This is a genomic window from Litoreibacter arenae DSM 19593 (genome assembly GCF_000442275.2).
Classification (GTDB): domain Bacteria; phylum Pseudomonadota; class Alphaproteobacteria; order Rhodobacterales; family Rhodobacteraceae; genus Litoreibacter; species Litoreibacter arenae.
The window spans coordinates 801,603-823,431 of the sequence record NZ_KE557306.1; the positions used below are offsets into that span (position 1 = coordinate 801,603).

Genomic DNA, 21,829 nt, shown 5'->3' on the forward strand with positions numbered 1-21,829 from the left:
CGGTTTAATCTCCAACAGACCGCATCACTCAACGCGTTGAAATCTTTGATTCCAGGCAGCGTTGAGCGTTTCGGATTTACCGATTTCTGCTCTAGGGGCGGAACGCGACGATGCCGCAATTGTCGGGGTGGATGCCGGTCAGCGCCTCGATCACATGACCGTGGCAGACGAGCGCAAGCGGTCGCTGCCGACGCGCCGCCAGCGATATGGCAAGGGCCGCCATGCGCTCTAGGAAAACCTCTTGCGGTTCCACTGGCACGCTTGCGGCGGTCTCCGGCCCTGCGTGCCACCAGATGTCGGGCAGATGCGCGAAGTCGATGTCGGGAAAAGCCGTTTTCAATTCGGCGGGCTTACGGCCCACGTCGCAGCTATGGCCCAGATGCTCCCGCGCCTCGGCCACCACATGAATGCGCTCCCTCGGAAAAATCAGCCGCGCGGTTTGCAGCGCCCGCGTCAGCGGGGAGCAGACCACCTCGCGGATACCCAGCCGCGCCACGTCGGCGCGCACGGCGGCGGCCTGTGCTTCGCCCAGAGGCGTCAGGGGGGCGTCGAAAATCATCGGGTCGCCCGCGCCGGTAAACACCGCGTTGAAGGCCGACTGCCCGTGGCGGATCAGGTGGATGGTCATTCGGGAACCAGTGTGATTGTCCCCTCGGCACCGGCCCGCGCCAGCTCCGGATCGAGGGACATGGGGATATATTCGCCGCGCCGCCACAAGACGCCCAGATCATCGTAATGCCGCGACAAGGGGTGGCCGGATTGCCCCGTGGCCATCACAAACAGCGAACTGTCAGGGTCGGCGAAGTCATACACCCCGCGATAGCCCGCCGCATGGACGTTCTGGAACGGGTCCGGCCCCTTGCCGGAGGTGCGCCCGCGCAGCAGGGTGTTGTCGCCACCCGATGTTGACTGCCGGATGTTTACGAAGGCCGAGAGCAACGGAATGCTGCCCAGCACCTGATGGTCATGCGTCGCCTCATGCGCGTCGCCCCAGCGCCAGCTTTCGATATTCCGGCCGTATTTTTCCTCCAGCCAGACCAGCGCGTCATCCAGCGCGTAGCGCGAGATGTCGGTGCAGGTCTCGACCGGCGCGGATTGCAGCACGTCGCACCACACCGCAGCGCCCTCGACGTCGCGGAAGACGCGTTCGATGAATAGCGGCTCCACATGGGTGAACTCGCTCTCCAGCGTGCCGATTTCGTCACGGATCAGTCGTGTCTGCAACGCCCGCAGCCACGCGGCGTAGATCAGCGGCTCGGGAAGATGTTCGGACATCTCGCCGTTCCATTCCGCCATCAGGGCCAGCGCACGCTGGCGTTGCCGCTCCGGCGTGCCATCGGGCGCAGCCTCGTCGGTATACCACAGGTCGGCGGCGATCAGCGGCAACAGGGACCGTGCGGTGAAGGATACGGTGTCAAGCTGCGCCTCAACAAAGCTATCGCGGGTATGGACCTCGCGGTTGAGCATCAGCCGCCGCCAGCGCTGCACCCGCTGGGTGTCGCCGTAGTGATAGCTGATATGGTTGGGGAAGGGACGGTCAATCACCTTGTTGTTGGTGTTTCCCAGAATACCGCCCGAGGGCCGCGTGAACTCGGGGTTCGACGCGTAGGGCATCACGCCCAGCCAGCGGTTCTGCTCCAGCCAGCCGGGTGACGGGATGCGCCCGCGCGACTGGTGGGCGGGGTTGCGGCGCGGCACGTGGCCGATGGTTTTCAGCGCGATGCTCTCCTGATCCACGATCGTCAGGTTCTGCGCAGGGGCCACGTAATCCGCCGCTGCGGCGATGACCTCCGCCGCGCTGCCCGCGCGCATGATCTGCAACCCCGCCTGCATCGAGGTGTCCTGATCGGTCAGCAGTGTCCAGCTTAGCGCCGCCTCGTGGTTCAGGGGCGTGATGGTGCCCAGATTGTAATGGTCCTCCGGCAGCACGGGGCCGTTATCGGTCCAGCGCAGGTTGATCGTTTGCGACGGCGCGTCCTTGATCTTGATGATCGACTGGCCTTTGCGGAACGGCTTGTAGCCGTCCGGTGTCAGATACTCGTCGGGGTTGTCCGGGTTCACCTTCTCGATCAGCACGTCTTGGTCATCGACATAAGCGGTGGTCAGCCCCCAACCCACCTTGTCGGAGCGTCCCGTCAATATCACCGGCATCCCGGGAATGGTGCCACCGATGACGCCGCCGGTCGACAGGTCCAGCCGGGCCAGATACCAGATCGACGGGGCCGACAGGCCCAGATGCGGGTCGTTGGCGAGCAAGGTGCCGCCCGCCGCAGAGCGTTCCGGCGCGGCGGCGAAGGCGTTGGAGGCGCCGGCCAGACCGCGTTCTGGGAAGGGTGACAGCGGGTTTTTCGGCCCGCTGGTATTGGCGGCATAGCGCGGCAGGTCCAGGCCTTCCAAGAGCGCCGCATAGTCCAGCGCCGCGATCCCCGTGCCCGGCGCGTCGGGCAGCAGGTCACGCACCCGCTCCGGCTCCAGCAGCAGCGAGGTTCGGGCGCGGATGACCTCTTCCTCCAGATGGCCGGACAGCTGCAAACCCATCAGTTTGATGACCGCGATGCTGTCGGCGGGCTGCCAGGGCGCGATCTGCGGCGAGAACAGGAAGAACTCCGGCGCACCGCGCCCCAAGGCGTCGCGGTTGACGATGCGCAGCCACGCGTTGACACCCGCGGCATAGGCATCCAGCGCCGCGCGGGTCCGGTCGTCCTGGAAGGCCACCGCGCGTTGCGCATGGCCGTAGAGGTCGAGGCGTCGGATCAGCTTGTCCACCTTCACCGTACGCTCCCCGAACTGCTCGCTCAGGCGGCCTTGGGCGGTGCGGCGCAGCATGGTCATCTGCCACAGGCGGTCCTGCGCATGGGCGAAGCCCAGCCCGTAATAGACGTCGTTGTCATCCTCGGCGAAGATATGCGGCACGCCGGAATTGTTGCGGATGATCTCGACCGGGCCGCTGATTGCGGGGACGGTGTAGTCGGCGTTGTAGTCCACCAGCGAGCGCGAGGCGAGGTAGTAGACCCCCGCAAGCGCCAATCCGGCCAGCAGCGCCAGCAGCAGGAACAGCCGCAACGACCATTTGAAAACCAGACCCATTTATCCGCCATGTTTTCGCGCCGCTATTGACGCCTCAGCCCCTGTCGTTACACCCGTCAGCAGGCATAATCAAACAGATGAAACAGGGAGGGCCCGCACATGGCCAAAGTTAGTTTTCTGGGGTTGGGCGTCATGGGCTACCCGATGGCGGGGCATCTGGTAAAGGCAGGCCACGAGGTCACCGTTTACAACCGCACCACCGCCAAGGCCGAGAAATGGGCCGCCGAGCATGGTGGCAATTTTGCGCCGACCCCACGCGAGGCGGCCGAGGGCGCGGATTTCGTGATGGCCTGCGTCGGCAACGATGACGACCTGCGCGCGGTCTGTCTGGGCGATGACGGCGCGTTCGCGGGCATGTCGGCGGGCACGATCTTCGTGGACCACACCACGGTGTCGGCCAAAGTCACCCGCGAGCTTTACGCCGTGGCGGATGAGCGCCAGATCAGCTTCGTCGACGCGCCGGTGTCCGGCGGACAGGCGGGGGCCGAGAACGGCCAGCTTGGCGTGATGTGCGGCGGCGATCAGGGCGCCTATGACCGCGCGGAGCCTGTAATCGACGCCTATGCCAAGGCGTGCAAGCGACTGGGCGAGAACGGGGCAGGGCAGTTGACCAAGATGGTCAACCAGATCTGTATCGCGGGGCTGGTGCAAGGCCTGTCCGAGGCGTTGCATTTCGCCGACAAGGCAGGGCTGGACGGCAAGGCGGTGGTCGAGGTGATCTCCCAAGGCGCGGCGGGCTCGTGGCAGATGTCGAACCGCTACGAGACGATGATCGACGACAAGTTCGACCACGGCTTCGCGGTGGACTGGATGCGCAAGGATCTGGGGATATGTCTGGACGCCGCAGACGAGAACGGCGCGTCCTTGCCGGTCACCGCCTTGGTGGACCAGTTCTACAAGGACGTGCAGAAACTCGGCGGCGGCCGCTGGGACACGTCCTCGCTGATCAAGCGGCTAAGGGCGTTGGACGGGTAGCGGGCGGCAACAGCGGCCGGTCCTCCGACATCATGTATATTACAAGTTTTCCATCGGGCGAGCCGCTTTGAGCCGGGTTTTCTTTCATCTGTCGGTTGTCATTTTTTTAACTCTCCTGTCACAACTCGGGGGGCTTGCTTGGATTGTCGCACTGTGTTTCCGCAAGCGCATTCTTGCGTTTGTCGCTGCCTACGCCACCTTGTCAGTGACCGCGCTTTGGGTGGCTCCTGTCATGGGTCGCGAGCCCTTGCCTTGCATCTCAGGCGACGCATTGAAGATGCAGTCGAAACTGTTTTGCGTCCTGAACAGGCAATATGTGACTCCTGAACTCAAAGTTGTGCTGCACGAGTTCGCCAATCGTATGGAAAGTACCTTCCCCGACACTACGACGCGCATCCTCGACGCGAATTTTCCGTTCGTGTCCGGATTCCCGCTACTTCCGCATCTGTCACATAACGACGGGCGCAAAGTTGATCTGGCGTTCTATTATCAGGATGACAGCGGATATCTCCCTGATACTGCGAAATCGCCCATCGGCTACTTTGCATTCGAAGACGGGCCGACCGATTGCCCTCGAACGACGTTGAGCTTGAGATGGGATTTTGCCTGGCTGCAACCGTTCTGGCCGGACTATGAGCTGGAACCCTTGCGAATGACTGCGGCTTTGAAATGGCTTGGTTCAGACAATCGGATCGGGAAAGTGTTTATCGAACCGCATCTTGCCGCGAGATTTAACGCCAGTAGTTCTCGGATCAGGTTTCAGGGTTGCCGAGCCGCTCGCCACGACGACCATCTCCACATCCAGCTTTAGCATTCTGCCTACTGGCAACGCTGCACATACAGGTCGCAGAACTTGCAGTTGCGGGCGTTGCTGAAGAAGTTGCCTTGCGAGCCGCGGCGGCAGGTACGGGTGGCACATTGGCGGTTGGCGGCGCAAAATTGTTTGTACTTGGCCGCAGGCTTGGAGACTTTCGTTTGCGCGGGGGCCGGGGCGGGTGTCGGGGCGGGCGCAGGCCGGGCCACCTTGGGTGCCGCCGCCACGGGTTTCGGGCGGGTTCTGACCGGCGTTTTCGCCTTGGCCTTGGTGCGCGTCGCGGCGGGTTTCGCCGGGGCCACCCGCGCCGCCTGAGAGTTGCGCCATATGGCAAGCTCGTCTTCGCCGATCCGCGCACGCAACGCCGTTATCAGCGACAATGTCGGCTGCCCCCGCACGGGCAATGCTTCCTCACGCTCGAACACGCGGATCGCGGCCTTGGTCCTGCGGCCTGCCACCCCGTCGGCGCGGCCCAGACTGTGCCCCAGGGCCGACAGACGCTCCTGCATCTCCACAATCTCGTCGCGGGTCAGGGCGCGGTCGACCTCGATCTCCGGTTCCTCCGGCTCAAGCCGCACCTGCGGCTCCACAGGGGTCAGAACCTCGCCGCCTGCGCGTTTGATGCGGGCCCGCGCCAGCTCGGCAAAGAACCCCTCGGGGTATTTTTGCAGATAGGTTTGCAATTCCTCGACCGCGTGTTGGTCGGAGATGGATTTCCAGAACACGATCTCGGCGGCGCTGGTGTCGGGGACATCCTGCACCACGTCTTCGGCGATCATCAACGCGGGCTGCGCTTCGGTGCCGCCGTCAGGGTCGTTGAGGTATATCTGGTCGGCCGACAGCGAGCCGTAGACGAACGGCTCCTGACGCCCGCCCGTGGCGTCGAGCACCTTGTCGCGCACCTGACGCATCATCAGGCCGACCTCCAGCTTGGGGGTCTTCAGCGACGAGATCAGCGCGTCCGCATAGGGACTGTTGCGCCCGTTGCCATCGGCGGCGGTCGTGCCTTCTTTCGCAGCGTAGGCCACAAGGGTGTTCTTCGACGGCTCTACCGCCGTCAACCCGCGCCCGATGGAGCGGTTCGGGTTGGTGCGCTTGATCGACGTCGCAAATGGGTTGTTGCGGCAGGCGTCGACGATGACCATGCTCAGCCGGTCCGCGCCGCTGGCGGCGAAGATCATCGTCTCCAGCTTCACCGCTTCGAAATTGATGTCGGAATCGGTTTCCAGCACCGCATCCACCGGCAGCAGGTAATTCTCGCGGTCGATCTCGATGCCGTGGCCCGCAAAATAGATCAGCGCCACATCGGCCTCGGTGGCGCGGCGGCGAAAGCCGCGCAGCGTGTCCAGCATGGAGCCTTGGGTCAGGTCGGTATGCAGCAAGACCTCGAACCCGACCTGCTCCAACGCGGCGGCCAGATCCTGCGAGTCGTTGCGCGGGTTCTTCAACTCCGGCACGTTCTTGTAGGCAGCGTTGCCGATAATCAGGGCAATGCGCTTGTCGGCTGCGTCCTGCGCGTAGGAAGGAAGACTGGCGATCAGGCAAAGCACAAGAATTGCTAACGTCCGGACGTGCCGGGCGGCGACAAGGAACGGGGCAATCAGGGCTACGCTATAAACACTCATTGACGCAGGGTAACACGCGAAGCCGCTTGCCACCAAGAGCGGATGTTTGGACGCGGGTGGCCGAATATATCCAAGGCCGGACCCATCTTATGTGGCATGACGGAGCTTTCGACCGGTCCACACTCATTCAACTTGCGTCGAGACCTTGGTCAGTTCCTTCCGGCAGCGCTCCAGCAGGAAATCAATGAGGAGTCTCACCTTGTTGTCCTGCAACCTTCGATGCGGGTAGAGACATCCGAACATCGCGGGTTCGGGGGGTGTTTCCGGCAGGACCTCGACAAGCTCCCCGCGTTTCAGGTGCTCGGCCACGTCGAAGCGCGGCTTGTTGATGATGCCGCGTCCCGCCAGCGCCCATCCCGTCAGCACATCCCCGTCATCGGAATCGTAGCTGCCGGAGACGTCCATCCGCTTGGGGCCTTCCGATGTTGAAAGCGTCCAGAACCATTCGGGAGAGCGCGGATAACGCAGCAGAAGGCAATTGTGACGCTTGAGATCATCGGGGGTTTGCGGCACGCCGAATTTTTCCAGATACGTGGGGGCGGCACATAAAAGGCGCGGGGTGTCCGTGATCTTGCGCAGCTTCAGGTTTGAATCCGGTGGCTGACCGACGAACAGCGCGACATCAAGGCCGTCTTCCAACAGGTCGACCTTGCGGTCTGACAGCCGTAGCCGCACCGAGACATCCGGATAAAGGTCAACGAAATCAGGGATAATCGGCGCAATCAGACGTTTGCCCACGCCAAGGGGCGCGGTGATCTGCACGGTGCCATGCGGGCTTTGCGAAAAGCCCGAGATTGCGGCTTCGGCGTCCTCGATGGATTGCACGACCTGACGCGCATGTTCGTAGAACGTCTGGCCGACTTCGGTGGGGGATAACTTGCGCGTGGTGCGGTTGAACAGGCGCACATCCAACCTGTTTTCCAGCTCCTTGATACGCTTGCTGGCGACCGCAGGCGTCAGCCGCAAGTCGCGGCCACCTGCGGTGATGCTGCCCAGTTCGACGACGCGCACGAAGACTCTGAGGCTTTCGACATAAGGCAAGCGGCTCTCCTATTTTCAACGATTCGTTGAAATAGCATAGCTGACTGCGCCGTATTTTATGAGGCGAAATGGGATCATACTGGGGACGACCGCAGAATCCCGATTGCGGCATGGGAGGATATAATGACAGCCAGATCCGAAATACGCTTCGTTCTGAACGACCGTGACGTCACCCTGGACCGCGTCGGCGCAAGCGACACGCTGCTCGACTTCTTGCGCATCGACCGCCGCCTGACGGGCACCAAGGAAGGCTGCGCCGAGGGCGATTGCGGCGCCTGCACCGTCCTTGTGGGCCGTTTGCAAAACGGCGTCCTGCGCTACGAGCCGGTGAACGCCTGTATCCGCCTGACCGCTTCGCTCGATGCCTGCCATGTCGTCTCGGTCGAATATCTGTCCGGCCCCGATGGCAAGCTGCATCCGGTTCAACAGGCCATGGTCGAGCATCACGGCAGCCAGTGCGGCTTCTGCACGCCCGGCTTTGTGATGTCGCTCTACGCGCTCTGGATGGGCAATCCAGACCCGTCAGAGACCGAGATCGAGACAGCCCTTCAGGGCAACCTGTGCCGCTGCACCGGCTACGAGCCGATCATCAAGGCCGCGAAGGCTGCGACACAACTCGGCTCGCCAGCGGATGACGCTTTGGTGCGTGAGCGCACCGCAATGACAGAAAAACTGTCAAAGCTGTGCGATGGCCAGCGGGTTGAGGTTGCGCGGGGCAATAGCCGCTGCATCCTGCCGGCCTCGGTCGATGATCTGGCCGCGGTGCTGGAGCAGACCCCCGACGCCACGATAGTCGCCGGTGCCACTGATGTTGGCCTGTGGGTGACCAAGTTCTTGCGCGATATCTCTCCGGTCGTGTTCCTCAACCATCTGGACGAGTTGCGCGCGCTTGAGGTCAGCGACGATGTGATCACCATGGGCGCGGGCGTCAGCTATGCCGACAGCCGCGACGTCATGGCCGCCGATTACCCGCATTTATCTGCGTTCTGGGACCGGATCGCAGGCTGGCAAATCCGCAGCATGGGAACCATCGGCGGCAATGTCGCCAACGGCTCCCCCATCGGGGATACCCCGCCGGTCCTGATCGCGCTTGGGGCGTCGATCACGCTGCGTAAGGGCGGCACGCGTCGCGTCCTGCCTATTGAGGACTTCTTCATCGACTACGGCAAACAGGACAGGACCAAGGGCGAGTTCCTCGAGAGCATCTCCATCCCGCGCCCCGCCAGCAACGCCATTCACGCGGCCTACAAGATTTCCAAGCGTCGGGACGAGGACATCTCGTCCGTCTGTGCCGCGTTCAATGTCACCGTTGGGGACGGCAAGATCACCGACGCGCGGATTGCGTTTGGCGGGATGGCCGCCACCCCCAAACGGGCGAGCCATGCCGAGGCCGCGCTGGTTGGCGCTGCGTGGAGCGAAGCGGCGCTCATCGCAGCCGCGTCAAAACTCGGTGAGGATTTCAGCCCGCTGACCGATTGGCGGGCGTCGTCCGAATACCGCCTGCAAGTGTCCAGAAACCTGTTCCGCAAGTTCTGGCTCGACCAGCAGGGCGACGCCGCAACAGACCGCCTCAGCGCATAAGGGAGAGATTGCCATGAACATTCAAAAGCCATCCCGTGCCACCATCAAAGGCGGCGTCAGCAAGGACCTGCGCCACGACAGCGCGATCAAGCACGTCACCGGCCGCGCCGAATATTGCGACGACATCGCGGAGCCTTTGGGCACGCTGCACGCCTATCTGGGGTTGTCCACCAAGGCCCATGCGCGGCTTAGCGACGTGGACCTCAGCGCCGTTCGCGCAGCCCCCGGTGTGATCGGCGTTTTGACGGCGGATGATATTCCGGGCGTCAATGATGTGTCCCCGACAGGGCGCAATGACGAGCCCATCTTCGCCACCGACAAAGTGGAATTCTGGGGCCAGCCGATGTTTGCCGTTGTCGCCGAAACCCGCGACGCCGCGCGGCGCGCCGCCAAGCTGGCGCAGGTAAGCTACGAAGAACTGCCCCACGCACTTGACCCCGAAGCGGCCCAAGCGGCGGATATGGGCTACGTGACCCCGCCGCTGACCCTGAAACGGGGCGAGGCGCGCAGCGCGATGGAGAACGCAGCCCACCGCATCAAGGGCAAGATGCGCGTGGGCGGGCAGGACCATATGTATCTCGAAGGCCATATCGCCTTCGCCATCCCCGGCGAGGATGACGATGTGGTCGTCCATTCCTCGACCCAGCACCCTTCCGAGGCGCAGCATATGGTCGCCCATGTTCTGGGCGTGCCGTCCAACGCTGTCGTCATCAACGTGCGCCGCATGGGCGGCGGGTTCGGGGGCAAGGAAACCCAGATGAACCTGTTTTGCGCGGTAGCGGCGGTGGCGGCGAAGAAATGGAATCGCGCGGTCAAAATCCGCCCCGACCGCGACGACGATATGTCCGCGACAGGCAAGCGCCATGACTTCGTGATCGACTATGAGGTGGGCTTTGACGACAACGGCGTGATTGAGGCCGTCACCGGCGAGTTCGCCGCGCGCTGCGGGTTTTCCTCTGACCTGTCCGGCCCCGTCACGGACCGCGCGCTGTTTCATGCCGACAACGCCTATTACTACCCCAACGTGCTGCTGAACTCGCACCCGATGAAGACCAACACGGTCTCCAACACCGCGTTTCGCGGGTTTGGCGGCCCGCAAGGCGTCATCGCCGCCGAGCGGATCATGGAGGAGATCGCCTACCATCGCGGGCTCGACAGCCTTGAGGTGCGCAAGCGCAATTTTTACGGCGAGGACGGACGTGATGTGACGCCCTATCACCAGACGGTCGAGGACAACATCGCGCCGCGTATCTGTCAGGAGCTGGAGGACAAGGCCGACTATCAGGCGCGACGTCAGGCGGTTCTCGACTGGAACGCCAAGGGCGGCACCATCCGCAAGGGCATCGCGCTGACGCCGGTGAAGTTCGGCATTTCCTTCACCGCCACCTGGTACAACCAAGCGGGCGCGTTGCTGCACATCTACTCGGACGGCTCGATCCATCTAAACCATGGCGGCACCGAGATGGGGCAGGGGCTGAACACCAAGATCGCACAGGTGGTGGCGGACGCGTTTCAGGTCGATTTCGACACCATCAAGATCACCAAGACCACGACCGAGAAGGTGCCCAACACGTCTGCGACGGCGGCGTCGTCGGGGTCCGACCTGAACGGAATGGCGGCGCAGGACGCTGCAAGACAGATCAAGGAACGGCTGGTCGCATTTGCCGCCGAGCATTGGAACACCGATGCTGGCCATGTGCGATTTCTGCCCAATGCGGTGCAGGTGGGTGACGAGATCATTTCCTTCCCTGATTTCATCAAGCAGGCCTATATGGCCCGCGTCCACCTGTCCGCAGCAGGGTTTTACAAGACGCCGAAAATCCACTGGAACCGTGACACCGGGCAGGGCCGCCCGTTCTACTACTACGCCTATGGCGCGGCGTGCTCGGAGGTGTCGGTCGACACTTTGACCGGCGAATACCGGGTGGAGCGGACGGATATCCTGCATGACGTCGGCAAGTCGCTGAACCCGATCATTGATATCGGCCAGATCGAAGGCGCGTTTATTCAGGGCATGGGCTGGCTCACCACCGAGGAGCTTTGGTGGGACAGCGCGGGCCAGTTGCGCACCCATGCGCCGTCCACCTACAAGATCCCGCTCGCCTCCGACCGCCCGCGTGTTTTCAACGTGGAGCTTGCCAAGTGGTCCGAGAACAAGGAGCACACGATCAAGCGATCCAAGGCCGTGGGCGAGCCGCCCTTCATGCTGGGTATTTCGGTGTTCGAGGCCTTGTCCCATGCGGTCGCAAGCGTTGACGACTACAAGACCTGCCCCCGCCTTGACGCGCCCGCCACGCCGGAGCGGGTGTTGATGGCGATCGAACGCTTGCGGGGTTGAGCCGGTGTCGGTCTCCGAATTCCTCGCCAACCACCGCAAGGTGATCCTTGTCCGCCTGACCGAGGTGCGCGGCTCGTCGCCGCGTGAGGCGGGGGCGCAGATGTTTGTAGCTTCGGATGGGCTCCACGGCACCATCGGTGGCGGGCAGTTGGAATACATGGCGATCGACAAGGCGCGGGCGATGCTGCGTTCGGGACGCGAGGCGGAAGTGATGGACGTCCCGTTGGGGCCTGAGATTGGCCAATGCTGCGGCGGGCGCGTGGTCGTGCGCTTGGCGCAAATGACCGATGCGGACCGCATGGACGCCTGCGCGCGCGACGCGCGGGACGTGGCAGAGCGTCCTCATGTCTACATCCTTGGCGCAGGCCATGTCGGCCGCGCCTTGGCGCGTTTCTGCCAGTTGTTGCCCGTGCGCTGCATCCTGATCGACGCGCGGCAGGAAGAGCTGTCCCTGACCGACGCAAAGGTCGAAACGCGCCTGTCCGCCATGGCGGAAGCCGATATCCGCGACGCGCCTGCGGGCAGCGCCTTTGTCGTGCTGACCCACGATCACGCGCTTGATTTCCTTTTGACCTCCGAGGCGCTGGACCGCGGCGACGCGGCCTATGTGGGGCTGATCGGGTCAGCCACCAAACGGGTGAAGTTCTCGCGCTATCACGCCTCGCATTCGGACACGAAAGACATCAGCGGTCTGACCTGCCCCATCGGGGCAAATGCCAGCGCCGACAAACGACCAGAAATCATCGCAGCCTTTGTTGCGGCGGAAGTCATGACCTGTCTCACCAAATCGGTGGACCAAAAAACGCTGGCAACGACCCAGCAGAAAAATCCTGCGCATATCGTCTGAGGAGGCCGATGCGGGGGGCAAAAATCAAAGGGAGGAAACCCGAAATGTCCGATACCACCTACAGCTACAAGCTGTTCGACCGGAGCGACTTCAATGCGTTCTGGGCCTTGTTCACCGACAACCTCGTCAACCTTCTGATCCTGTCTGGCGTGTGCCAGTTCGTGTTTCAGATGCCCGCCGAAATCGTCTTCGGCCGCATCGTGCCGGGCGCGGCGGTGGCGATCCTTGCGGGGGTTGTCGTCTATACGCTGATGGCAAAATGGCTTGCCGACAAACACGGCAAGGACGTGACGGCCTTGCCCTACGGCATCTCGACCCCTGTGATGTTCGTCTATCTGTTCGGCGTCATCGGCCCGATCTACTGGGCCACCGGCGACTCGCTGCTGGCGTGGCAGGTGGGCATCGGCGCGGGCTTCATGGGCGGCATCGTCGCGGCGCTTGGCGCAATTGTCGGGCCGTTTCTGAAGCGGATCACGCCGCGTGCGGGGATGCTGGGGACGCTGTGTGGTATCGCGCTGGTGTTCATTGGCTCCGTGCCGCTGGCCACCATCTTCGAATCGCCGTTGATCGGCTTTACATCGCTGCTGTTCATCCTTTGGGGGCTGATCGGGCGTTTCCGTCTGCCGGGCAATGTGCCCGCCGGTCTGGTCGCCATCGCGGTCGGCACGGTCATCGCGATCTTTCTGGGGCAGTCGTCGTTCAACACCGACGGCATCGGGGTCTTTGTGCCGGTGCCATATTTCGGCGACATGATCGCGGGCATCCAGTACCTGTTCGCCAACCCCGAGCTGTTCCTCGTGCTGATCCCCGTGCAGATCTACAATTTCATCGAGACGATGAACAACGTGGAATCCGCGGAGGCTGCGGGTGACAGCTATCCCGTGGCTGTTTGTCAGGTAACGGACGGGGCAGGCACCATGATCGGCGCACTGTTCGGCTCGCCATTCCCGACCACGGTCTATATCGGCCATCCGGCCTATAAGCGCATGGGGGCGCATGCGGGCTATATCGTCGCTGTTGCACTGGTGATCGGTGCCGCCGCGTTCCTCGGGTTTCTGTCGTTCCTAGCCGGTCTGATCCCGATTGCCGCCGCTGCCCCCGTTCTGGTGTTCGTGGCCGTCAGCCTGATTACCAATACCGGCTACGCGGTGAAGCCTGCCCATATGGCCGCTGTCGCCTTTGCGATCCTGCCCCATATCTCGAACTTCCTGATGACCAAATGGGGCTCTCTGATGAACGCCCTGCGCAACACTGGCGTCGAGGGCCTGCCCGCTCTGGGCGACAGCGAGCTGACCGCCGCGTTGCTGATGGAAGGGGCGCATTACGAAGGCCATCTGGCGCTGTCCCAAGGGGCGATCATCACCGGTCTGGTCTGGGGGGCCATCGTGGCGGACGTGATCGACGGCAGGTTCAAACAGGCGGGCGGCTTCGCCATCGCGGCTGCCGTCATGTCATCGGTCGGCATCATTCACAGCTACACCTTGCAGATGCCGCAGCTCGACACGATCACCATCGGCTATCTGATTATCGGGGCCTTCATGCTGGTCTATCCGCGCGTTGCCCCCAGCGAAGACCTTGAGCACCGCATCATCGTGCCGGATGAGCCTGATATTCTGGATGATAACACACCCGCGTTCGACCGCGCCTGATACACCGATAACGCGAGGCGGTCTCAGTATCGCCTCGCCCATCTCCACCAATCCCTCGAAGGCATTTCTTCCATGACCGACACCCTTTTGCGCGGCCGTATTCTGACGTTCCATTCGGAGCCTGCCGGACCTGATGACAGCGCCGCCTACAGCTACATCGAAGATGGCGCGGTGCTGATGCGCGATGGTATTATCGCCGCCTCGGGAGAGTATGCCCAGGTCGCGCCCCAAGCCAGCGGTGCGACGGTCATAGATCACCGTCCGCATTTGCTGATGGCCGGTTTCATCGACACCCATATCCACTTCCCGCAAGTGCAGATTATCGCCAGCTGGGGCAGTCAGTTGCTCGACTGGCTCAACGGATACACCTTTCCCGCAGAGGCGGAATATACCGACACGCAGCACGCCCGAGCGATGGCGGGGCGGTTTTGCGAGATGCTCACCGATCACGGAACGACAACCGCTGTCGCCTTCTGCTCCGTCCACGCCGCATCGGCGGAGGCCCTTTTCTCCGAGGCCGCCAGCCGCGATATGCGGATCATCGCGGGCAAGACGATGATGGACCGCAACGCTCCGGAGACGGTGCTGGACACGCCGCAATCAGCCTATGACGACAGCAAGGCCTTGATCGAAAAGTGGCACGGCACCGGGCGTGCCTCCTACGCAATCACGCCGCGCTTCGCGATAACCTCGACGCCGGAACAGCTTGCCATGGCGGGGACGTTGGCGTCCGAGCATCCCGATTGCTACGTCCAGACCCACCTGTCCGAGAACCACGATGAAATCGCATTTACGGCCGAACTTTATCCGAATGCCCGCGATTATCTCGACGTCTACGAAGGCTATGGCCTGCTGGGGCCACGCACCTTGTTGGGGCACGCCATTCATCTGAAAGACCGCGAGATTGGGGCGATAGCAGACACCGGATCGCATCCGGTGTTCTGCCCGACTTCGAACCTGTTCCTCGGCAGCGGTCTGTTCGACGACGCCAGCCTGCGCGCACGCGGCATCCAGAGCGGCATCGCCACGGATATCGGGGCGGGCACCAGCTATTCGATGCTCCAGACGCTCAATGAGGGCTACAAAATCCTTCAGTTGCAGGATCAGGCCCTGCACACGCTGCGGGCGTTTCACTGGATCACCCGCGGCAATGCGGACGTGCTGGGGATGGCGGACAGGATCGGCACGCTCGATGCGGGGACCGAGGCCGATGTCGTGGTGCTCGACGCCCGCGCCACACCGGCGATGGATCTGCGCATGGACCGGGCCGAAACCCTGTCGGACGAACTCTTCATTATCCAGATGATGGGGGACGACCGCGCCATCGCCCAAACCTACGTCGCGGGCATGGCCCAGAAGGAGGGCTGAGATGGATCAGCGTATCCACAAGAGTTACGTCTCACCAGAGGCGATGCGAAACTGGCGACGCCATGGCACGATAGGGCGCGGCGGGAGAGGTGTCGCCCCCCTCCCGCGCAGTCAAAAGCTCTACGGGATGATGCGGTTGTACTTGTTGCCCTCGATCTGGGCGCCTGCGATCAGGCCGGCCTGACCGAAGACCACGGCGATCACGGGGCTAAGGGCGGTGGTGGTGTCCACGCCCAGATTGCCGGCGTCATTGGCCACCGCGTAGCGGGCATCCGCGCCGAGGGTCCAGCCCGGCGAGCGGCGGAAGTCCGACAGGGCCTGCTCGGTCATGAAGAACAGGGCGTGGGCGTATTGCTGTGCGCCGATCTGGAAGCCGAAGCTGGCGGCGGTGGTCGAGTAGTAATCCACCGTCACGTCATTGACCCGAAGCGCGCCGCGCCCGTAGGAGCCACCGATGCCGAAGCCAGCCTCCGAGACCAGCGGCATCATCAGGATGCCTGCCGCCTTGTTGGCGAGGTCGGTGGTGCCGCCGACATTGTTATACATGAAGTCGAACGCGCTATCGACGCGGGCGTCGATTTTCGCGCCGCCTTGAGAGTTCACGCCGTTGCCGCAGGCCGCCAGAAGGGTTGCGCTGCCGGTGGTCGCAAGAAATGTGCGCCGGGAAAGAATGCTCATGGGAGTTCCGCCTATATTTTTATACTGCCGTTGACCTCTGAAAATCGGGCCTTGTGGATAAAATAAGGCAAGGGGGCCGCGATGTCACGCAAATTGCGCCCAGTTTGGGCGGGGGATCGCCGATATGCTTAGTCCCGTTCCGCGTAGATTTGCAGGATCGCGCTGTAGGCGTCGGGTGGGGCGGTGGTGAAGACACCAGCCTCGCCCGCGTCAAAAGCGCTGCGCCATGTGTCGTAGTCATCGTCGAAGTCCTCGGGCGGGGTGACGCCGTCCATCACCAGTTCCCCGCCCGCGAAGGCCGAAGCGGCGATGGGGGTGTGCCCGACGGCGGGCCAGTCCTCGGCCTCCGCGTCGGGGGTGATCGAGACCGACAGCACGGCGGAATTTGCGGGGTCCGCCCCCAGATCGGCGGCAGTATCGACGCGTCCGATGGTGACGGTCAGTTGCGGGCAGCCCTCGCGCTCGGGGAAGGTCCAGACCTGTCCGGCGGCGAAACTCATGCGCCCAGCAGCTTTGCGGCGCGGGGGGCGAAATAGGTCAGGATGCCGTCGCAGCCCGCACGTTTGAACGCGATCAGGCTTTCCATCATCACCTTTTCCTCGTCGATCCAGCCATTTGCACCCGCGCCCGCGATCATCGCGTATTCGCCGCTGACCTGATAGGCATAGGTCGGCGCGCCGAACTGGTCCTTCACGCGGCGGCAGATGTCCAAGTAGGGCAGGCCGGGTTTGACCATCACCATGTCGGCCCCCTCGGCCAGATCGCGGGCGACCAGCCGCAGCGCCTCGTCGGAATTGGCGGGGTTCATCTGGTAGGTTTTCTTGTCTCCGGTCAAAGCGCCCGACGCGCCAACCGCATCCCGGAACGGCCCGTAGAAGGCGGAGGCGTATTTGGCCGCGTAGCTGAGGATCGCCACATCCTGAAACCCGCCTGCCTGCAACGCGCCGCGCATGGCGCCGATGCGACCGTCCATCATGTCGGACGGCCCGAGGATATCCGCCCCCGCAGCGGCCTGAGCCAGCGCCATCTTTACCAGCGCCTCCACGCTTTCGTCGTTGACGATCACGCCGTCCCGCACGATGCCGTCATGGCCGGAGGCGTTATAGGGGTCGAGCGCCACGTCGGTCATAACCGCAACCTCCGGCACCGCAGACTTGATCGCCGCTGTGACGCGGTTCGACAGGTTGTCGGGGGACCAGGCAAGCGCGCAGTCGTCGGTTTTCAAGGACGGCTCGATATAGGGAAAGATGCAGATCGCGGGAATGCCGAGGCCGCGGGCTTCTTTTGCGGCGTCCACCGCGCGGTCAAGGGTCAGGCGCGACACGCCGGGCATGGAGGGGATGGGATACGCGTCATCCTCGCCCTCCATCACGAAGATCGGCCAGATCAGATCGTTCACGCTCAACGTGTTTTCAGCCGCCAATCCGCGCAAGGCAGGCATGCGGCGCAAGCGGCGCAGGCGGGTGGCAGGGAAGGGCGCGTTGATGGGCGTCAAGGGCATGGCGGGCGGCTTTCGTGGTGCGATTTTGCCAGTGGTCGCATGATATCCCATATGCCTCAAGCCCCCGGCACCGCTGCCGGTCTCAAATGCCGCAGCCTTGGTCTTTCCATCGCCGCAATCCGCGACTAGGGTGCGCCTTTACAACACCAAGACCGAAGAGGCGCCTCAAGCGTGGATTTCTACACAACCGCTTTCGAGCTGATCGACATGCGCTCTTTCTCCAACCTGTGGTTCTGGATCACGCTGGCCTACGCATGGTCGGCGGCGTCGCACTATGTCATCGGCGTGCCCTATGACGTGGTCGCCCGCGCGGTCAAATATGGCGGGCAGGTGGAGCAGGACCTGAAAGACCTTGTCCGCGTCAACGCCAACCGCTTCACCTATATCGCAGACACGGCTGGTAACTGGCTGGTGGGGTTCGGTTTTTTCGCTTTGACCGCGCTGGCGCTGATGGGGTTCTACTACGGGCTGGAGTTTTCGCAGGCGCTGTTTCTGATCTTCGCGCCCATGTCGCTGGTCTTCGCGCTGTCGGTGCGTTGTGCGCGGCGGATCGACCACAACTCGCTTGGCGATATCCGGCTGAAACTGCGCCGCCACCGGCTGGCCATTCAGGTGATCGGGATGTTTTCGATCCTTGTGACGTCGATGTGGGGAATGTTCCACAACCTGTCCGTGGGCGTGCTGGGCGGTTGACACCCGCCCCCGATAACTTAGGTCAGCCGCCATGGATATGATCACGATTTCCGGCGCCCCCGAGGGCTTTGACGCGCAACTGCTGCTTAAGGAGCTTGAGCGCGGCCCCGTGGTGCATGTGGCCCGCGACGACAAGCGTATGGCCGCAATGCGCACCGCGCTGGCCTTTTTCGCGCCGGAAGTGCCGGTGCTGGACTTCCCCGCATGGGACTGCCTGCCCTATGACCGCGTGTCGCCCAACGCCGATGTGGCCGCCGCGCGGATGGCGACTTTGGCAGCGCTGGCGGGCGGCGTGCCGGGGCCGTTTATCCTGCTGACGACGTTGAACGCCGCGACCCAATATGTGCCGGCGCGGGAGGTGTTGGCGGGCGCGTCCTTCGTGGCCGAGGTGGACCGCCAGATCAACGAGACAGCCTTGCGTGACTACCTTGTGCGCATGGGCTTTTCGCAAAGCCCCACGGTGATGGAGCCGGGCGATTACGCCATTCGCGGCGGCATCATCGACATCTTCCCGCCGGGCGAATCCGGCCCTGTGCGGCTGGACCTGTTCGGCGACGTGCTGGACGGCGCGCGGCGGTTTGATCCAGCGACGCAGCGCACGACCGAGAAGCTGACGCGGGTGGAGCTGGCACCTGTCTCCGAGGTCATTCTGGACGAGGCGGCGATCACGCGGTTCCGCCAGAACTACCGCATCGAGTTCGGCGCGGCGGGGACGGATGATCCGCTATATGAAGCGGTGTCCGCAGGGCGCAAGCATCAGGGTGTGGAGCATTGGTTGCCCTTCTTCCACGAGAAGCTGGAAACCATTTTTGACTATTTGCCCGAAGCCGTTGTGGCGCTGGACGACCAGACTGCGCCCGCGCGTTTGGCGCGGTGGGAGAGCATCGCCGACCAGTATGAAAACCGCACCGAGGCGCTGAAATCCAAGGCGCGGATGGACAGCGTTTACAAACCCGTGCCGCCGCAGCTTTTGTATCTGGACGATGCCGCCTTCAAGAAAGCGTTAACTGACACCCGCGTGCTGCAACTGGCCGTGCTGCCGCAAGCGACGGGGGCAGGTGTGGTGGATGCAGGTGGGCGCATCGGGCGCAACTTCGCGCCGGAACGCCAAGCCGAAGACCGCAACATATTCAGTGCCTTGGCGGATCATGTTAATGCGCTCAAGGACGAACGTGCTGTGGTCATCGCCAGCTTCTCGGACGGCGCGCGGGAGCGGCTGCACGGGTTGCTGAGCGATCAGGATATCCACGACGTCAAGCTGGTGTCATCCTTCAAGGATGTGCGCAAAAGCGGCGTTCATCTGACGGTCTGGGGGCTGGAACAGGGCTTTACCGCTGCGGGTCTTGCGGTGATCTCGGAGCAGGACGTGCTGGGCGACCGCTTGATCCGCCGCGCCAAGAAAACCAAGCGGGCGGAGAATTTCCTGACCGAAGCGCAAGGGCTGTCGTTGGGCGAGTTGATCGTCCATGTCGACCACGGCATCGGGCGCTATATCGGCCTGGAAACCGTTACCGCCGCCGGTGCGCCGCACGAATGCATCCTGCTGGAATATGCAGGCGGGGACCGATTGTATCTGCCGGTCGAGAACGTGGAACTGCTGTCGCGCTACGGCCATGAGGAAGGTTTGCTCGACAAGCTGGGCGGCGGGGCGTGGCAGGCCAAGAAAGCGCGGTTGAAACAGCGCATCCGCGATATGGCCGACCGCCTGATCCGCATCGCCGCCGAGCGCGAATTGCGCCGTGCGCCCATTCTGGAGGCCCCTGCGGATATGTGGGAGGCGTTCTGCGCGCGTTTCCCCTACGAGGAGACCGAGGACCAGTTAACCACCATCGAGGCGGTGATGGACGATCTGGCCAAGGGCCGCCCGATGGACCGGTTGGTCTGCGGCGACGTGGGCTTCGGCAAGACCGAAGTCGCCATGCGGGCGGCGTTTATCGCGGCGGCGTCCGGCTTGCAGGTGGCGGTCGTCGCACCCACCACATTGCTGTCGCGCCAGCACACGCAAAGCTTCAAGGACCGCTTCCGCGGCTTCCCGATCACCGTGCGGCAACTATCGCGGTTCGTCGGCACCAAGGAGGCCGCCGAGACCCGCAAGGGGCTGGCGGATGGCACCGTGGATATCGTAGTGGGCACCCATGCGGTGCTGTCGAAACAGGTCAATATCAAGAACCTCGGGCTGCTGATTATTGATGAAGAACAACACTTTGGCGTGCAACATAAAGAGCGGCTGAAGCAGTTGCGCTCGGACATTCACGTGCTGACCCTGTCGGCCACCCCGATCCCGCGCACGTTGCAACTGAGCCTGTCGGGCGTGCGGGAGTTGTCGATCATCGGCACCCCGCCCATCGACCGTCTGGCGATCCGCACCTATGTGTCGGAGTTTGACACCGTAACCGTGCGCGAGGCGCTGTTGCGCGAGCATTACCGCGGCGGGCAAAGCTTCTACGTGGTGCCGCGCGTCACCGACCTGCCGGATATCGAGGCCTGGATGAAGGAACATGTGCCGGAGGTGACCTATCTGGTCGCCCACGGGCAGATGGCGCCGGGCGAGTTGGACAGCCGGATGAATGCGTTTTACGACGGCAAATATGACGTGCTGCTGGCGACCACGATCATCGAATCCGGCATCGACATTCCGACCGCCAACACGATGATCATCCACCGCGCGGATATGTTCGGGCTTAGCCAGCTTTACCAGATACGCGGACGGGTGGGCCGCTCCAAGACCCGCGCCTACGCCTATCTGACCACCAAGCCGCGTCAGAAACTGACGCCCACCGCCGAGAAGCGGTTGCGGGTTTTGGGGTCGATTGACAGCTTGGGGGCGGGCTTTAACATCGCCAGCCAAGACCTTGATATCAGGGGCGCGGGCAATGTTCTGGGCGAGGAGCAGTCCGGCAACATGCGCGAGGTTGGCTACGAGCTGTACCAGTCTATGCTGGAGGAGGCGGTGGCCAAGATACGCTCCGGCCAGTTGGAAGGCCTGACCGACGATGACGACCAATGGGCGCCGACGATCAACCTTGGCGTGCCGGTGCTGATCCCCGAGGATTACGTGCCTGATCTGGATGTGCGTCTGGGGCTGTATCGTCGCCTGTCCGGCCTGACCACCAAGGTGGAGCTGGAAGGCTTCGCCGCCGAGTTGATCGACCGTTTCGGCAAGCTGCCGCGCGAGGTCAACACGCTGATGCTGGTGGTGCGGATCAAGGCGATGTGCAAACGCGCCGGTATCGCCAAGCTGAACGCGGGCGAGCGCGGGGCGACGATCGAGTTCCACAACAACAAGTTCGCCAAACCCGAAGGGTTGGTGGCGTATTTGCAGGACCCGAAGAACAACGCCAAGCTGCGCGACAACAAGGTTGTGGTGCAACGGGACTGGAGCAAGGAAGCGGATAAGATCAAGGGCGCCTTCGCCATTGCCCGCGATCTGGCGGAACATGCGGGCACGTTCAAACCGGCGAAGAAGGCGAAAGCCTGATCTTTGCGGGGTTGGTATCTCGGTAATGTGGTGCCGGGCGCGTTGCCCTGAAAAGAAGTCGGCGGCCGCCGGTTGGTGGCGGATCGTTTCCCGTCTTGCGCAAAACGGATCGGCCCTTGCCCCCCTGCATCCGGCAAAAGATGAGTTCGAGGGT

At 63.1% G+C, this 21,829-nt stretch carries 16 protein-coding genes; 9 read left to right on the top strand and 7 right to left on the bottom strand.

Annotated elements, in window-relative coordinates:
- Positions 1-91: 91 nt before the first annotated feature.
- Positions 92-628, bottom strand: a complete 537-nt coding sequence (locus THALAR_RS04070; RefSeq protein WP_021100216.1) for a histidine phosphatase family protein — start codon at positions 626-628, stop codon at positions 92-94.
- Positions 625-3,087, bottom strand: a complete 2,463-nt coding sequence (locus THALAR_RS04075; protein ID WP_021100217.1) for a penicillin acylase family protein — start codon at positions 3,085-3,087, stop codon at positions 625-627. The genes THALAR_RS04070 and THALAR_RS04075 overlap by 4 nt, the downstream gene beginning before the upstream one ends.
- A gap of 99 nt (positions 3,088-3,186) precedes the next feature.
- Here THALAR_RS04075 and THALAR_RS04080 point away from each other — a divergent pair, with 99 nt between their 5' ends.
- The gene (locus THALAR_RS04080; RefSeq protein ID WP_021100218.1) at positions 3,187-4,062 is read left to right on the top strand and encodes an NAD(P)-dependent oxidoreductase; all 876 of its coding nucleotides are present in this window, start codon (positions 3,187-3,189) and stop codon (positions 4,060-4,062) included.
- Between the two features lie 67 nt (positions 4,063-4,129).
- Positions 4,130-4,873, top strand: a complete 744-nt coding sequence (locus tag THALAR_RS04085; RefSeq protein ID WP_021100219.1) for a hypothetical protein — start codon at positions 4,130-4,132, stop codon at positions 4,871-4,873.
- Between the two features lie 8 nt (positions 4,874-4,881).
- Here THALAR_RS04085 and THALAR_RS04090 read toward each other — a convergent pair whose 3' ends face one another.
- Both THALAR_RS04090 and THALAR_RS04095 read right to left on the bottom strand, forming a co-directional pair.
- Positions 4,882-6,501, bottom strand: a complete 1,620-nt coding sequence (locus tag THALAR_RS04090) for a caspase family protein (RefSeq protein ID WP_021100220.1) — start codon at positions 6,499-6,501, stop codon at positions 4,882-4,884.
- 123 nt (positions 6,502-6,624) lie between these two features.
- The gene (locus THALAR_RS04095; RefSeq protein WP_021100221.1) at positions 6,625-7,542 is read right to left on the bottom strand and encodes a LysR family transcriptional regulator; all 918 of its coding nucleotides are present in this window, start codon (positions 7,540-7,542) and stop codon (positions 6,625-6,627) included.
- 123 nt (positions 7,543-7,665) lie between these two features.
- On the opposite strand from THALAR_RS04095, the gene xdhA reads away from it, so the two are divergent.
- From xdhA to guaD, 5 genes are all read left to right on the top strand, one after another.
- Positions 7,666-9,123 (top strand): xanthine dehydrogenase small subunit, encoded by a 1,458-nt coding sequence (gene xdhA / locus THALAR_RS04100; protein WP_021100222.1) that lies wholly within the window; start codon positions 7,666-7,668, stop codon positions 9,121-9,123.
- Positions 9,124-9,136: 13 nt separating this feature from the next.
- Positions 9,137-11,461 carry a xanthine dehydrogenase molybdopterin binding subunit gene (gene xdhB / locus THALAR_RS04105; RefSeq protein ID WP_021100223.1) on the top strand — a complete coding sequence of 775 codons (2,325 nt, stop codon included), beginning with the start codon at positions 9,137-9,139 and terminating at the stop codon, positions 11,459-11,461.
- A gap of 4 nt (positions 11,462-11,465) precedes the next feature.
- Positions 11,466-12,308 carry a xanthine dehydrogenase accessory protein XdhC gene (gene xdhC, locus THALAR_RS04110; RefSeq protein WP_021100224.1) on the top strand — a complete coding sequence of 281 codons (843 nt, stop codon included), beginning with the start codon at positions 11,466-11,468 and terminating at the stop codon, positions 12,306-12,308.
- Between the two features lie 44 nt (positions 12,309-12,352).
- Entirely contained in the window at positions 12,353-13,957 is a 1,605-nt protein-coding gene (locus THALAR_RS04115) for a xanthine/uracil/vitamin C permease (RefSeq protein WP_040817183.1), read from the top strand.
- Between the two features lie 72 nt (positions 13,958-14,029).
- Entirely contained in the window at positions 14,030-15,325 is a 1,296-nt protein-coding gene (guaD, locus tag THALAR_RS04120) for a guanine deaminase (RefSeq protein ID WP_021100226.1), read from the top strand.
- 120 nt (positions 15,326-15,445) lie between these two features.
- On the opposite strand, the gene THALAR_RS04125 is transcribed toward guaD, so the two are convergent.
- From THALAR_RS04125 to hemB, 3 genes are all read right to left on the bottom strand, one after another.
- Positions 15,446-16,003 carry a lipid-binding SYLF domain-containing protein gene (locus THALAR_RS04125; protein ID WP_021100227.1) on the bottom strand — a complete coding sequence of 186 codons (558 nt, stop codon included), beginning with the start codon at positions 16,001-16,003 and terminating at the stop codon, positions 15,446-15,448.
- A gap of 128 nt (positions 16,004-16,131) precedes the next feature.
- Positions 16,132-16,503 (bottom strand): hypothetical protein, encoded by a 372-nt coding sequence (locus tag THALAR_RS04130; RefSeq protein ID WP_021100228.1) that lies wholly within the window; start codon positions 16,501-16,503, stop codon positions 16,132-16,134.
- Positions 16,500-17,498: a porphobilinogen synthase gene (gene hemB, locus THALAR_RS04135; protein ID WP_040817673.1), complete on the bottom strand. Its 999-nt coding sequence runs from the start codon at positions 17,496-17,498 to the stop codon at positions 16,500-16,502. Before hemB ends, THALAR_RS04130 begins: the two co-directional genes overlap by 4 nt.
- Before the next feature lie 177 nt (positions 17,499-17,675).
- Between hemB and THALAR_RS04140 the strand changes: the two genes are divergently transcribed.
- Both THALAR_RS04140 and mfd read left to right on the top strand, forming a co-directional pair.
- Positions 17,676-18,197 (top strand): hypothetical protein, encoded by a 522-nt coding sequence (locus THALAR_RS04140; protein WP_021100230.1) that lies wholly within the window; start codon positions 17,676-17,678, stop codon positions 18,195-18,197.
- 31 nt (positions 18,198-18,228) lie between these two features.
- The gene (mfd, locus tag THALAR_RS04145) at positions 18,229-21,675 is read left to right on the top strand and encodes a transcription-repair coupling factor (RefSeq protein ID WP_021100231.1); all 3,447 of its coding nucleotides are present in this window, start codon (positions 18,229-18,231) and stop codon (positions 21,673-21,675) included.
- Positions 21,676-21,829 lie beyond the last annotated feature (154 nt).